Genomic DNA, 13,628 nt, shown 5'->3' with positions numbered 1-13,628 from the left:
CCATCGCGCGGCCTGCGCCGTCCGGGGCGCGCGCCGCGGCGCCCGCGGCCGGGCCGGGCTTCCTCCTGGCCTGCGACATCGACGGCACCCTGACCGGATGCGCCCGCGGCGCGGCGCGGTTCCGCGACTGGCTGGAGCAGGGCGACAGGATCCGCGGCTTCGCGGTGGCCACCGGACGTTCCGTGGTGGAGGCACGCCGCGTGCTGCAGGACTGGCAGCTGCCCGAACCCGACACGATCATCGCCTCCACCGGCACGGAGATCTGGCGCCGCGGCCCGCGGGGCTACCGTCTGTGCGAGGCATATGCCGCGCTGATCTCGGCGGATTGGGACCCGGAGGCCCTCGCCCCCTTCCTGGAGGGCGACGGCCTGTCCCGCCAGCCCGATTACGAGCAGCGGCGCTGGAAGACCGGTCTTTTCGGCAGCCCCGCCGCCGCGCGCCGGGTCGCGGATGCGCTGGCGCGGGCGGGCCGGCCGGCGCGGGTCGTGCCGTCGCATGGCCGCTTCGTCGACATCCTGCCGGCCCGGGCGGGAAAGGCGGCCGCCATCCGCTTCGAGGCGGCGCGCCGCGGGCTGCCGGACTCGGCATGCCTGGTCGCGGGGGATAGCGGCAATGATGCGGACATGATCGCCGCCTTCGCCCGTGCGGTGATCCCGGCCAATGCGCTGCCCGAGCTTGACGCGCTGCGTTGCGGATACCGGTCCCCGATGCCCCATGCGGCCGGGGTTCTGGACGGGATCGCCCATTTCCGCCTGGATGACAGCCACCGGCGGGAGAGAGCCCATGCGTGACCTTGCCCCTCCTGCCGCCCCGTTCGGGTATTTCGTCCATCACCAGGGGCGCGGCCATGCGGAACGGTGTGCCGAACTGGTGAACGCGCTGCCGCCGGAGCGGCCGGTGCGCATCTTCTGCGCCCGCGAGGACATCTTTCCGCCGCTGCGCCCGGGGGTGGAAGTGACCCGCATCCCCTCGCTTTTCGAGCCCGCGGGGGAGGAGGCGCCGGGGGCCGCGCTGCTGCCCACGCCCGAGACGGTGCATTGCGCCCCGGTCGGCTGGGCGACGATCCGCGCGGCCATGGGGGAGATGGCGGGGTTCTTCGCGGCCGAGGATCCGGCGCTGATGATCGTCGATGTCTCCGCCGAGGTGGCGCAGCTGGCGCGGCTGTGCTCGGTGCCGCATGTGAAGGTGCTGCAGCATGGCGATCGCGGCGATCCGGGGCATCGCGCGGCCTATGACGGGGCGGCGGGGCTGCTGGCCCCGTTCCATGCCGACCTGGACCAGCCGGACTGGGCGCCGTGGGCCTCGCGGATCTTCCATGCGCCGGGCCTGGGCCTGCATGCGGCCCTGCCGGAACGCGCCGGGGCGCGCGCGCGGCTGGGCCTGGGGCAGGAGCCGCTGGCGGTGGTGGTCAGCGGCAAGGGCGGCAGCGGCTGCGCCGAGGCGCCGCTGGGCGTGGCCGCGCGCAGCTTTCCGCAGATGCGCTGGATCACCATCGGCGAGGTGCAGCGCGACTGGCATGCCACGGTCCCGCCCAATCTGCGCCATGCGGGCTGGGTCGCGAACGCGCCGGATTACTTCGCCGCGGCCGACCTGCTGGTGACCTCGGCGGGCAACACGACCTGCGCGCAGGCGCTCTGCGCCGCCAGGCCCTGGATCGTGGTGCCGGAGTGGCGCTATTTCGACGAGCAGGTCGAGAAGGCGCGCGCGCTGGACCGGGCTGGGGCCGCGCTGCACCTGCCGCATCTGCCCGGCTCCGCCCATGGCTGGCGCAGGGCGGTGGCGGCCGCGCAGTCCCGTCACGACCCCGCCCGGCAACGCGCGCTGGCCGGCGGGGCCCGGGCCGCGCGGGATGCCGCCGCCTGGCTCGAACATCTCTCGGCGCGGCTGTGGTCCGGCCTGTCCGGCGCCGCCCCCATTTCCCGGAAGGAGCAGACGAATGCCTGAGGTTTCCGCCCTGACCATTGCCCGTGGCCGCCACGCGCATCTGTCCAACGTGATCCGCGGCTTCGAGGCCCAGGCCGTGCCGCCCTGCGAGCTGGTGATCGCGGTGATGGATGAGCGCCTCTACGAGGACCTGCCGCCGACCTCCTTTCCGCTGCGCCAGATCCGGGTCAGCCGGGAGGACGGGGAATTGCCGCTTGCGGCGGCGCGCAACGCGGCCGCGGCGGCGGCGCGGGGCGAGGTGCTGGCCTTCGTCGATGTCGACTGCATTCCCCATCCCGGATTCGTCGCGGATATCGCGGCCGCCGCCCTGCCGGGGCGGGGCCTGGTCATGGGCGAGGTGGCCTACCTGCCCAAGGGCGCGACCTCCGGCGGCCTCGATCATGCCGCCTTCGAACGGCTGGGCGTGCGCCATTCCGACCGCCAGGCGCCGCCGCCGGAGGGGCTGCGCCGCTGCGAGGATTACCGCTGCTTCTGGTCGCTCAATTTCGCCATGCATCGCCGGGACTGGGACCGCGCGGGCGGCTTCGACGAGGGCTATTACGGCTATGGCGGCGAGGATACGGATTTCGGCCGCATCCTCGACGCGCGCGGGGTGGGGATCTGGTGGATGCGCGGGGCGAAGGTCTATCACCAGTTCCACCCCCATTGCATGCCGCCGGTCCATCACCTGGACTCGGTGGTGCGCAATGCCGAACATTTCGCCGCGCGCTGGGGACAGCGCACGATGGGCCATTGGCTGCACGCCTTCCACCTGATGGGGCTGATCGACAATTCCGGCCCCCGCCTGCGCATCCTGCGCCGGCCGTCCGAGGCGGATTTCGCGCTTTGCCGCCAGGCGGAGGACATGCCCTATGCCAATACCCGCCGGGTGCTCGACAGGCTGCACGACACGCTGCAGGACGAGACCGCCCGGCGCCGCGCGGCCGAACGCGGCGAAGCGATGATGTCGCGCGTCGCGGCGCAGTAGCGCCGTGCGCATCGCGGTCATCGGGCATGTGCGCTTTCCGGTCGCCCGCCCCTTCATGGGCGGGATGGAGGCGCATTGCTGGCACCTGTGCCGGGGCCTGCGGGCGCGGGGACACGCGGTCACGCTCTTCGCGGCGGGCGACAGCGACTGGGGCGGCCCGGTGGAGCCGATCCTGCCGGAGCATTACGACCGCAGCTATCCGTGGCACCGCTATAACGGCACCCCGGAGCTGACGGGCCTTCTCGACGAGGCGTTCGCCGCGCTGCTGCCGCGGCTGGCCGCGGGCGGATACGACGTGATCCACAACAATGCCCTGCACCGGTTTCCGCCGCGCTTCGCCCGGCGCGAGCGGCTGCCGATGCTCACCTCGCTGCATGTGCCGCCCTTCGACGTGCTGCAGCGGGCGGCGACGGATGGCGCGGCGCCCTGGTCGCGCTTCACCGTCTGCTCGCACAGGCAGAAACGGGCCTGGTGGCCGGAGGGCGCCCCCGAAGGCGCGGAGGTCGTGCCGAACGGCATCGATCCCGCCGCCTGGCCCTGGGCCGGGCAGGGCAATGGCGAGGCGGTCTGGCTGGGGCGCATCACTCCGAACAAGGGCCCGCATCTGGCGCTGGAGGCGGCCCGGCGGGCCGGGATCGCGCTGACGCTCTACGGCACGATCGAGAAGCGCGACTATTACGAGCAGAAGGTCCGGCCGCTGCTGGGCGGCGGGCTGCGCTATGGCGGCCACCTGGAGGGGGCCGCGCTGGCCGCGGCGGTGGGCCGCGCCTCGGTGCTGGTCTTCACGCCGCTCTGGGACGAACCTTTCGGGCTGGTGGCGATCGAGGCGATGGCCTGCGGCGTGCCCGTCGCGGCGGTGGAGAACGGCGCGGTGCGCGAGGTGATCGGCGAGGCCGGCCGCTTTGCCCCCGCCGATCCGGACGCGCTTGCGGCGGCGATCCTTGCCGCCCGCGACATCCCGCGCGGCATTCCGCGCGCCCGCGTCGCGCGGCATTTCACGCTGGAGCGGATGCTGGAGCGGTACGAGGCCTGCTATGCGGCGGCGCGGCGCGGGCTATCCTGCCACATGCCGCCTCCCGTCTACGGCACGAGGGCCCTGCCATCGGCGCAACCCGCCTCCGGCGCCCTCTAGCCCCCGCCTGCCGGGGGGCAGAGGAGGTAGGCAGGTCCGGCGGCGCGGGCCTCGCGGCCGGGCCCATGGCTGGGCGCCTGCGGGGGAGGCCCGCGCCGCGACCGGCTGGACCGGCGGGCCGCGGAGGCTAGCTCGCCTTGCATGGAACCTATCGCAACGACACTCATGAGCATTCTCGGCGGCGGCATCCTCGTCATCGTGATGTATGACATCCTCATGTCGGCCCTCGGCACCGGCAGTTCGGGTCCGCTTGCCCCGCGCATCGCGGCCGGGGTGTTCCGCGCCATCGGCTGCCTTCCCGACCGGCCCCTCATCCACAGGGCCTGCGGGCCTCTGGTCATGGCCTCGATCGGGGCGTGCTGGATCGCGCTGCTGTGCCTGGGCTGGACGGTGATCTTCTGCACCGGCGAGACGGCGATCGTGGCCTCCTCGGACGGGCAGCCGGCCGGGCCGGCGGGGCGGCTGTCCTTCGTGGGGCATCTGTTCTCGACGCTGGGCGGGGGCCTCAACGAGCCCGGGCATGCGGCATGGGGACTGGTCGCGATGCTGGCGGGCCTGTCGGGGATGATCGTGCTGACCCTGTCGGTCAGTTTCGTCTATTCCACGACGCAGGCCGTCGCGAAGGGACGGGCCGTGCTGGCGCTGGCCGAGATCCACGGGCCGGGCACGGCGCATTTCGACACGATCCTCCTGCCCCAGCTGGCCGGGCTCGTCGCGGAGATCAAGGCCATTCCCTTCAGCCTCTATTTCAGCACGGCAAGGGCGCATCGGCGCGTGGCCCGGGCGCTGTCGGCGCTGTACCGCCATCCCGGGCTGGGGGACGGCGAGAGGGAGAGGCTGCGCATCCTGCTGAGGGAGCTTCCGGGGCTGGAAACCGTGGCGGAGGATGCCTTCGGCGCCGCGCTGGAGCAATGGGCGCGACGCCATTCGCTGAAATGAAGGCGGGGCGCGGGGGCCTGGAACCTCCGCGCCCCGCCCTGCAGGAGCCCGCCCGCCCGGCGGGCTCCGTCATGCGGACCGTCAGGCCTCGCGCTGCCAGAAGCGCACGGCGCGGCAGGCCTTGACGAAGGCCGGGGCATCCGCGGGGCTGCGCAGGGTCATCATCCCCTCATCCGTGCCGTTCACGCCCGAGGCCTCCAGCAGCGTCGCGGCCTCGGGGGTCATGGCGATGAACTTGCTGTGGCCGAAGGCATCCGACAGGAACTGCTTGCCCGGCAGCATCCCGGCAAGCGCCGCGGCGCCCTGCGTGCTGACCACCACGGCGACCGCGTCATACAGCACCGAGGGGCCGCCATCGATCTTCTGGTTCGCCGCCAGCTTGCTGCCATCGGAGGCCGTGACGCCGCCCACCTTGGGCGCGACCACCTCGACCATGCCGCCCTCGGCCTCGACCGCCTCGACCAGCGCGTCATAGACCGCCCTGTCCATGCCGTCGGAGACCAGGATGCCCAGTTTGCGCCCCTTGAAGCTGCTGGGCCCGTTCTTGAGGATGGACAGCTTGTCCGAGGGTTTCAGATCGACCGGCGCCCGGGCGGGGGTGGCCGGTTCGGGCAGGTCGTGGCCGAGCCCGTCCGCCACCTTCTGCGCCAGGTCCCCGTCGATCAGCTGCAGATGCGACAGCACGCGCAGGCGGATATCCTCGACCACGCATTTCGACAGCTCGAAGGTCAGCCCGTTCGCGATGTGGTCCTGTTCGACCTTGGTCTGGCTGATGTAGAATTGCCGGGCCTGGCTGTAATGGTCGGCGAAGCTTTCGGGACGCAGCCGCCGCTTGGTCCCCTCCAGCTCCTCGGGATAGCTCTTGAAGCCCCGCCGCGGATCGGCCCGCGGTCCGCCCTTCGACCAGCTGTTGGGTTCGTAATTCGCCCGTCCCGTCGGGTTGTGCATCGCCATGTGCCCGTCCTGCTGGAAATGGTGCATCGGGCATTTCGGCGCGTTGATCGGGATATGGGTGAAGTTCGGCCCGCCGAGCCGCTTGGTCTGGGTGTCGAGATAGGAGAAGTTGCGCCCCTGAAGCAGCGGGTCGTTGGTGAAGTCGATGCCGGGGACGATGTTCTGCGTGCAGAAGGCCACCTGTTCGGTTTCCGCGAAGAAGTTGTCGACCGTGCGGTCCAGCACCAGCCGGCCGATGATGCGCACCGGGCAATCCTCCTCGGGGATCAGCTTGGTCGCGTCGAGCACGTCGAAATCGAACTTGTCGGCGAAGGCGTCATCGAAGATCTGGACCCCCAGTTCCCATTCGGGGAAATCGCCGTTGCGGATCGCGTCCCACAGGTCGCGGCGGTGGAAATCGGGATCGGCGCCGTTGATCTTGACCGCCTCGTCCCAGACGACCGATTGCAGCCCCAGCTTGGGTTTCCAGTGGAACTTGACGAAGTGGCTCTTGCCCTCGGCATTCACCAGGCGGAATGTATGCACGCCGAACCCTTCCATGAAGCGGAAGGACCGGGGGATGGCCCGGTCGGACATGGTCCACATGACCATGTGCATCGACTCGGGCATCAGCGAGATGAAGTCCCAGAAATTGTCATGGGCCGACTGCGCCTGCGGAAAACCCCGGTCCGGTTCGGCCTTCACGGAATGGATGAGGTCGGGGAACTTGATGGGATCCTGGATGAAGAAGACCGGGATGTTGTTGCCCACGAGATCCCAGTTGCCTTCCTCCGTGTAGAGCTTGACGGCGAAGCCGCGCACGTCGCGGGCGAGGTCGAAGGAGCCCTTGTTGCCCGCCACGGTGGAGAAGCGCACGAAGGCGGGCACCTTGCTGCCCGCCTCCTGGAACAGGCTGGCGCTGGTCAGTTCCGGGATCGCCTCGGTGCATTCGAAATAGCCATGGGCGCCATAGCCGCGCGCATGCACCACCCGCTCGGGGATGCGTTCATGGTCGAAATGGAAGATCTTCTCGCGGAAGTGGAAATCTTCCATCAGGGCCGGGCCGCGCTCGCCGCCGCGCAGCGTGTTCTGGTCGTCTGCGACGGGCACGCCCTGCGCGGTGGTCAGGGTGGGGGCATCCCCGGGGGTCTGGTGGAGTTCGCCCGCATTGCCCGTTTCATAGGGACAGGTTCCGCTTTCAGCGGTCTTTTGGGTATCGGCGGTGCTTGGATACAGGTCGCGGTCTTCGGCCATGCGAAGTCTCCTCGGACTGGCGTGTGATCTCAGATGCTGGCGATGGGGACCTTGGTCCCTGTGCGCAAACGCGATGGCCGGGAGGAGGTTCCCGCCGGATCTGCGCCGCGTCCGCCGCGCTGCCGCGAGGGACCCCGATGCGGGGCCGGAGCGGATCAGCTCCGCCGGCATCCGGTTCCCCATGGCCCCGGCGGCCTGTCTTCGATGCCGTCTCGCGGTTCGGCTCTGCTCCCGGTCGAGGGGGCCCTGCGGAAATCGCCCGGCCGGAACGGGGGACTGTCGGGAAGGGCGCCGGGACACCCGGAAGGCTCCGGCGGAGGCGGTGGCCCCGCCCTTCTCGCCTGTTTCCCGGCGGGCCGGCGGATCAGGGCTCCCGGCGGCGCCTGCGTGGCCCGGCCCCTTCCGGGGCAGGGGGCCGTTCTGCCCGTGAGGCGCGGCGGCGGCGCAGCAGGCCCGCCCCCGCCGCCGCGACGCAGAGGCAGAGCAACGTCTTGGAGACCGGCTCCATCAGCCCCTGGACGAGCATCGCATGCACGATGCTGCCCCCCGCCGCGGCGCAGGCAAGCCGGGAATGCCAGCGCCGACTCCGCAGGCCCGCACGATGGCGCAGCGCGGCAAGGATCACCGCCGCGGCCAGCAGCCAGAAGGCCAGCACGCCCCACAGGGAAAACGCCGCGGGCGCGGCAAAGAGCAGGGCGTCGATCATGTCCGGCGGGCTGGTGATCCACAGCCCCCCGACATGCAGCCCCACCGCCCCGGCCAGAACCGCGCCGCCCAGCCGGTGCAGGCGGCGCGCCTGTCGCGGCGACAGGCCCGGCATCCGGTTGGAGGCCAGAAGCGGCTGCAGCAGCAGCAGCGACAGCGCGGCGATCCCGGCCAGGCAGCCCGTCACATAGACGGGGCCGCGCCATTGCATCAGCGGGCTGGCCGTTGCCAGAGCCAGGGGCAGGCACAGGGCGGCGGCCAGTCCGCCCCAGGCCAGGCCCGTGCGCAGCCTCACGCCGCTCAGGCCGGTTGCAGCACGAAATCCGCCGACAGCGCGGCGGCGTCGCGGTCGCGCATCACCGGGCGCAGGAAGACGGTCCGGAAGGCGCCGCCGTCATAGGCCAGGTGTCCATGGGGCTGGCCGAAGGCCGGGACGATCTGCGGCATGTCCATCTCGAAGCTGCCATCCGCGCGGGTCAGCGTCGCGCCATGGCTGGCCGGGTCGCGCTCGTGGCCTTCGGTGGTATGGGCCCAGATCTGGATGCGGATGCCCTCCAGCGGGGCGCCGTCGCCCGCGCGCCGGACCCGGCCGGACATGCGGAAGCCGCCGCCGCCGATGCGCGCGACGACCGGCGCGCCGGGGCGGTAGTTGTTGGAGCCGCCCCGCATCGAGGGGGTCGGCGCCAGCCCGGCGGCGCGGGCGGGCCGGACCAGTCCCGGCAGGCCGGCGGCCAGGACCGAGGCCCCGGCGGCGGTCAGCAGATGGCGGCGGGTCGGGGCGGGGCGGAACATCGGGATCTCTCCTGTCGGCGGGGGGACGGGCGCGCGTTGACGCTGGGTCATTATGGCGGGGCCGCGCCGCGATGGAAGCCCGGGCCACGGCATCGTGATGCCGCGCCGCGGTCACAGCCGGTCCAGCACGCCGCCCATCACCGCGGCCGTGTCGCGCCAGCGCGGCAGCGCGCGGGCCTCCGCCTCGGCCCGCCGCGACAGCGCGGAGCGCAGCGGCACATCCTCCAGCAACCGCCGCAGATGTCCGGCGATCCCCGCCGCGTCCTCCGGCGCGGCCAGCAGGCCGGCCCCCGCCAGCGTGCCGGGCACCGCCCCGGCATCGCAGGAGACCACGGGCAGCCCGTGGCACAGCGCTTCGGCCAGGGCCATGCCGTAGCCTTCGTGGCGGGTGGCCAGGGCGAAGATGCGGGCGCGGCGGTAGTCCCGCGCCAGCGCGGCATCGCTCAGCTCGCCGGCCAGGGTGACGCGCGCCTGCAGGTCATGTGCCGCGATCAGCGCCGCGAGCTCCGCCTTCACCGCCGGGTCATGGGTCTTGCCGACGATGCGGGCCGTCCAGTCCAGATCGGCGATCCGCGCCAGCGCGCGGATCAGCACGTCATGCCCCTTGCGCCGCGCCAGCAGCCCGACCGACAGGATGCGCGGTCCGGCCTCCTCGCGCGGGGCCCCGCGCGGCCCGTCATGGCCGGGAAGGGCAACGGTCAGCCGCGCCGGGTCGGCCCCCATCCCGATATAGGTGTCGCGGCTGTGGGGGCTGGTCACGACGACATGCGCGGCCAGCGCCAGGTTGGCCCGTTCCTGCGCCAGCAGCCGCGCGGCCAGCGGCGCGGGCAGGCCCTGTTCGGTTCCGGCGGGGTGGTGCAGCATGGCGATGACCGGACGGCCGAGCGCGGCGAGATCGCCCGGCGCCATCGCGGCGAAGGACAGGCCGTCGAGGATCAGCGGCATTCCCGGAGGCAGGCCCGCCAGGATGCCGCAGATCCGGCGCCGCTCGGCCGCGGGGGGATCGGGCCGGAAGGGCGGCAGGCGCAGGTGGCGGACCGCGCGGCCCTGGGCCTGCAGCTCCTCCAGCAGGCGGCGTTCGTAGATGAACCCGCCGGTCTTCTGCCGGTGATCGCCGGGGATGGCGAAGCCGCAGTCCCTCATCGCGCCACCTGCTCCGCCGCATGGCGCGACAGCACCGCCCTTTCGGCCCAGGCCACTGCGCCATGGGCGGCCAGCGCCGCCAGCCCGGTCGCCGCCGTGGCCGACCACAGCATCGCGTAATCCGAGGTCGCGGCGGAGACCGCCATCAGCGCGCCGATCCCGCGGCCGGTTGCCAGCCATTCGGCGGTGGTGACGGCCAGGATGGCGGCGGGCACCGCCATGCGCGCCGCGGCGAAGAAGGCCGGCAGAATCGCGGGAAGCTGCGCCCAGAGCAGGCGCTGCAGCCCCGGCGCGGCATGGCTGTCGAACAGGTCCAGCACGGCCCGCGGCGTGCGGGCGATCCCCGAGAGGCAGGCGACGAGCGTGGGGAAGAAGATCATCACGGCCACGACGGTGACGGTCCCCGCCGCCCCGCGCCCCAGCGCCCAGATGAGGACCGGGGCGGTGGCGATGATCGGCACGGCGCGCAGCGCCACCGCAAGCGGCATGGCGAGGCCTGCCAGGCCCGGGCGCAGCGTCAGCCCCGCCGCCAGCCCCGCCCCCAGGGCCAGCCCGGCCAGGTAGCCCGGCCCCGCCATGGCAAGCGTCTGGCCGAGGGCCGCCGCCAGGCGCGCCCGGTGGGCGCCGGCTTGCGCATCGGTGACGAGGAAGGCCCAGACATCGCCGGGCCGCTTGGCGAAGAAATCCGGCAGGGCGAAGAGCTCCATCAGTCCGGCCCAGAGCAGTCCGCCCGCCGCCAGCGCCAGCACCGTATCCGCCAGCGGCCCGGCAAGGCGCAGCGGCCGCGCCCCGGCGGGCGCGGCGGGCAGCAGCGCGGGCGGAGCGGGATCGAGCCAGCGCGCCAGCCGGCCGGCCAGGTGAAAGGCCAGTCCCGAGACCAGCGCGGCGATGACCGCGATGGCCCAGGTGGCCGGCAGGTCCAGCCCGCGCAGCGCCCGCAGGGTCAGCATGCCCAGCCCGCGTTCGGCGCCGGTGAATTCGCCGACCATCGCCCCGAGGAAGGCCGCGGGCACGGCGATCTGCAGCCCGGCCGCCAGATAGGGCAGCGCCGCCGGCAGGCGCACCAGCCACAGCGCGGCAAGCGGACCGCGCCCGTGGCTGCGCACCAGCTCGAACCAGCTCTGCGGGGCGGCGCGCAGCCCGACCAGGACCGGCAGGAAGGTGGTGTAATAGACCGCCAGCGCCGCCAGCGCGACCTGCGGGGCATTGCCGGGACCGCTCAGCACCCGCAGCACCGGGCCGGTGGCGACCAGCGGCAGGCAGAAGACGAACAGCGCCAGGATGGACAGGATCCGTTCCGCCCGGGGCGCCGATACCGCCGCGAGCGCCAGCGCGATCCCGGCCAGGTTGCCCCACAGATATCCCTGCGCCGCGTTCCAGGCGGTGGTGCCGAGCGCCCGCAGCAGCAGTTCCGCATGCGTCGCCAGATGGGCGGCGATGGCGGTCGGCGCGGCGATGACGAAGCTCTGCGCCGTGGCGCGCGCCAGCACCTCCCACAGCAGGATCAGCCCGAGAAGCGGCAGGGCGCGGCCGGGGCCCCTCATCGCGGACCCGCCGCCGGCTCTGCCGATCGCAGCGCCGCGCGCACCGCCGCGCAGATCCCGGCGAAGCGCTCCGTTGCGGCCAGCGCCTCTGCGCGCGGGCGCGGCAGGGGCACGGGGATATCCGCGGCGATCCGGGCGGGGCGCGGTGTCATGACCAGCACCCGGTCCGACAGGCGCACGGCCTCCGTCACCGAATGGGTCACGAGGATCACCGTGGCGCCGGCGGTCTCCCATAGCGGCGGCAGCTCGGCATTCAGCCGCTCGCGGGTCAGCTCGTCCACCGCGCCGAAAGGTTCGTCCAGCAGCAGAAGCTCGGGCGCGGCGGCCAGGGCGCGGGCGATGGCGGCGCGCTGGCGCATTCCGCCCGAAAGCTCGGCAGGGCGCCATGTCTCGAAACCGGCCAGTCCCACCAGCCCGATCAGCGCTTCATCCGCGCGCGGGTCGCGCGGGCGGCGCGCCAGCGCCCGCCCCAGCGCGACATTGCCCCGCACGCTGCGCCAGGGCAGCAGCGCGGCATCCTGGAAGGCCATGGCCAGCCCCGCGCGGCGGCGCAGCGCATCGGGGGTCTCGGCCCCCACCAGGATATGGCCGCGGCTCGGCGGGATCAGCCCGGCCAGCAGCCGCAGGAGCGTGGACTTGCCGCATCCCGAAGGCCCCACCAGCGCCGTCACGGCCCCGCCCGTGATCCGCAGGTCGATCGGCGCCAGCGCCGCCACCGCGCCGAAATCCCGGGTGACGCCCTGCAGCAGGATGTCCGGCGCGGCCTCCCGCGCCGTGATGCCGGAGGCGGAGCTCGGCCCGCCGCGGCGCTCAGCCACGGGCCTCCTCGAGGATCGAGCGGTCCCACAGGCCGGGATCGACCGGCTTGCCCAGCAGGGCCAGGGTCTCGACATTGGCGGCGACGGTCTCCTCGGTGAACCAGCCGAAGCCTTCCGCCTCGGTCAGTTCGGAGAACATCAGCGGCACCTGCCGTTCGGCCTGCAGCGCCTGCACCTGCGGATCGAGCCCGGCATCGGGGAACATCCGCAGCGTCAGCGCCGCGGCGGCGGCGGGGTCGGCGCGGTAATCTTCCCAGCCCCGGATCTCGCCGCGCATCAGGGCCACCAGCTCGCTGCGGCGCGTGGCAAGGCTCTCCTCGGTGGCGATATAGGTCTGGGAATGGACGGAATAGCCGAAATCGGCCAGCAGCATCGTGACGCACTCGACGCCCTGCACCTCCATCGCGACCGGCAGGTCGGTGGCCCAGCACAGCAGGCAGTCCACCTGTCCCTGCAGCAGCGGCGCGGCATCATACTGGGTCGGCACGACCTCGACATCGGCCGTGGTGATGCCGTTGACGGTCAAAAGCGCTTCCAGCACCGGCATGTTGGCCAGGGCCATGCCCAGTTTCTTGCCCGCCAGGTCGGCGGGGCTGCGCACCGGGTTGCCGGGCAGGGAGGCGATGGCGAAGGGGTTCTTCTGCATCGCCACGCCGATGATGCGGAAAGGGGCCCCCTGATTGACCGCGGCGGCGGTGTAATCGGCGGCCGAGATCCCCGCCAGCGCCGTGCCGGCAACGACCGGCGGTTCCACCGGGGCGTTGGGCCCGCCGGGCAGAAGCGACACGTCCAGCCCCTCGCCGCTCCAGTAGCCGCGATCGAGGGCCAGGTAGCTGCCGCCGAACTGGACCGAATGCAGCCAGGACAGCTGCAGCCGGGCCGGGGTGGCGGCGCGGGCGGCGGTCGTCCCGGCCAGGGAGGCGCCCGCCAGGGCCAGCCCCCCCTGCAGGAGTCTTCGCCGGTCGGGGCGCATCGGGGAAAACAGCGGCATAGGGACCTCCTGGTTTTTCGGAAAGCTAGGTTAGTTGCGGTCGCGGACAAGCGGGGGGCGGGGATCGCGCCACAGGGGGCTCGCGGCGCCGGGCAGGGCGGCGGCGAGACAGGCCAGCCCGTAGGCGATGCTGGCCGACAGTCCCGCCGCCGGGTCCTGTCCGATCAGCGGAAACACCGCCGCCGCCGCGCCCTCGCGCCAGCCCCAGCCGCCGCTGGACAGGGGCAGCAGCATCGCCGCCAGGATCAGCGGCACGGCAAGCGCGGCCCCTGCGGCGGTCAGGGTCGTGCCGGTGGCACGCGCGGCGGCGGCGAAGGCGCCGATGGTCAGCAGCGCGATGGCCAGGGACAGGAACGCCTGCCGCGCGAAGGGCGCGCCCCAGGCCCGCCGCACCGCCTGCGCCCATCCGCGATGGCGCCGCGCCAGGGCCGCCAGCCCCGCGAGCATCGCCGCCGGCAGCAGGGCC

At 73.0% G+C, this 13,628-nt stretch carries 13 protein-coding genes; 5 read left to right on the top strand and 8 right to left on the bottom strand.

Annotation, left to right across the window (positions count from 1 at the left end; all coding sequences use genetic code 11):
• The 5 genes from ICN82_RS19640 to ICN82_RS19620 all read left to right on the top strand — a co-directional run.
• On the top strand, positions 1 to 791 hold a 791-nt coding region (locus ICN82_RS19640; RefSeq protein WP_193186540.1), incomplete at its 5' end, for an HAD family hydrolase.
• On the top strand, positions 784 to 1,944 hold the full coding sequence (locus tag ICN82_RS19635; RefSeq protein ID WP_193186538.1) for a glycosyltransferase: 1,161 nt from the start codon (positions 784 to 786) through the stop codon (positions 1,942 to 1,944). The genes ICN82_RS19640 and ICN82_RS19635, both read left to right, overlap by 8 nt.
• The gene (locus ICN82_RS19630) at positions 1,937 to 2,911 is read left to right on the top strand and encodes a glycosyltransferase family 2 protein (RefSeq protein WP_193186535.1); all 975 of its coding nucleotides are present in this window, start codon (positions 1,937 to 1,939) and stop codon (positions 2,909 to 2,911) included. The genes ICN82_RS19635 and ICN82_RS19630 overlap by 8 nt, the downstream gene beginning before the upstream one ends.
• 4 nt (positions 2,912 to 2,915) lie before the next feature.
• Positions 2,916 to 4,043, top strand: a complete 1,128-nt coding sequence (locus ICN82_RS19625) for a glycosyltransferase (RefSeq protein WP_193186532.1) — start codon at positions 2,916 to 2,918, stop codon at positions 4,041 to 4,043.
• Positions 4,044 to 4,208: 165 nt separating this feature from the next.
• Positions 4,209 to 4,982, top strand: coding sequence for a hypothetical protein (locus ICN82_RS19620; protein WP_226898624.1), 774 nt, complete (start codon positions 4,209 to 4,211; stop codon positions 4,980 to 4,982).
• An 81-nt stretch (positions 4,983 to 5,063) separates the two neighbouring features.
• On the opposite strand, the gene ICN82_RS19615 is transcribed toward ICN82_RS19620, so the two are convergent.
• The 8 genes from ICN82_RS19615 to ICN82_RS19580 all read right to left on the bottom strand — a co-directional run.
• Positions 5,064 to 7,169, bottom strand: a complete 2,106-nt coding sequence (locus ICN82_RS19615; RefSeq protein WP_193186525.1) for a catalase — start codon at positions 7,167 to 7,169, stop codon at positions 5,064 to 5,066.
• A gap of 364 nt (positions 7,170 to 7,533) precedes the next feature.
• Entirely contained in the window at positions 7,534 to 8,169 is a 636-nt protein-coding gene (locus ICN82_RS19610) for a ferric reductase (RefSeq protein ID WP_193186522.1), read from the bottom strand.
• A 5-nt stretch (positions 8,170 to 8,174) separates the two neighbouring features.
• The gene (locus ICN82_RS19605; RefSeq protein WP_193186520.1) at positions 8,175 to 8,666 is read right to left on the bottom strand and encodes a twin-arginine translocation pathway signal; all 492 of its coding nucleotides are present in this window, start codon (positions 8,664 to 8,666) and stop codon (positions 8,175 to 8,177) included.
• A gap of 111 nt (positions 8,667 to 8,777) precedes the next feature.
• Positions 8,778 to 9,809, bottom strand: coding sequence for a glycosyltransferase family 4 protein (locus ICN82_RS19600; protein ID WP_193186517.1), 1,032 nt, complete (start codon positions 9,807 to 9,809; stop codon positions 8,778 to 8,780).
• Positions 9,806 to 11,353 (bottom strand): ABC transporter permease, encoded by a 1,548-nt coding sequence (locus ICN82_RS19595; protein WP_193186514.1) that lies wholly within the window; start codon positions 11,351 to 11,353, stop codon positions 9,806 to 9,808. The genes ICN82_RS19600 and ICN82_RS19595 overlap by 4 nt, the downstream gene beginning before the upstream one ends.
• Positions 11,350 to 12,171 carry an ABC transporter ATP-binding protein gene (locus tag ICN82_RS19590; RefSeq protein ID WP_330999037.1) on the bottom strand — a complete coding sequence of 274 codons (822 nt, stop codon included), beginning with the start codon at positions 12,169 to 12,171 and terminating at the stop codon, positions 11,350 to 11,352. The genes ICN82_RS19595 and ICN82_RS19590 overlap by 4 nt, the downstream gene beginning before the upstream one ends.
• Complete coding sequence (locus ICN82_RS19585) at positions 12,164 to 13,162, bottom strand: ABC transporter substrate-binding protein (RefSeq protein WP_226898623.1); 999 nt, start codon at positions 13,160 to 13,162, stop codon at positions 12,164 to 12,166. The genes ICN82_RS19590 and ICN82_RS19585 overlap by 8 nt, the downstream gene beginning before the upstream one ends.
• 30 nt (positions 13,163 to 13,192) lie before the next feature.
• A partial coding sequence (locus ICN82_RS19580) for a lysylphosphatidylglycerol synthase domain-containing protein (RefSeq protein ID WP_193186509.1) occupies positions 13,193 to 13,628 on the bottom strand: 436 nt, incomplete at its 5' end.

The sequence above is a fragment of the Mangrovicoccus algicola genome (assembly GCF_014903745.1).
Taxonomy (GTDB): domain Bacteria; phylum Pseudomonadota; class Alphaproteobacteria; order Rhodobacterales; family Rhodobacteraceae; genus Mangrovicoccus; species Mangrovicoccus algicola.
This window is presented reverse-complemented; position numbering and strand designations above follow the sequence as displayed.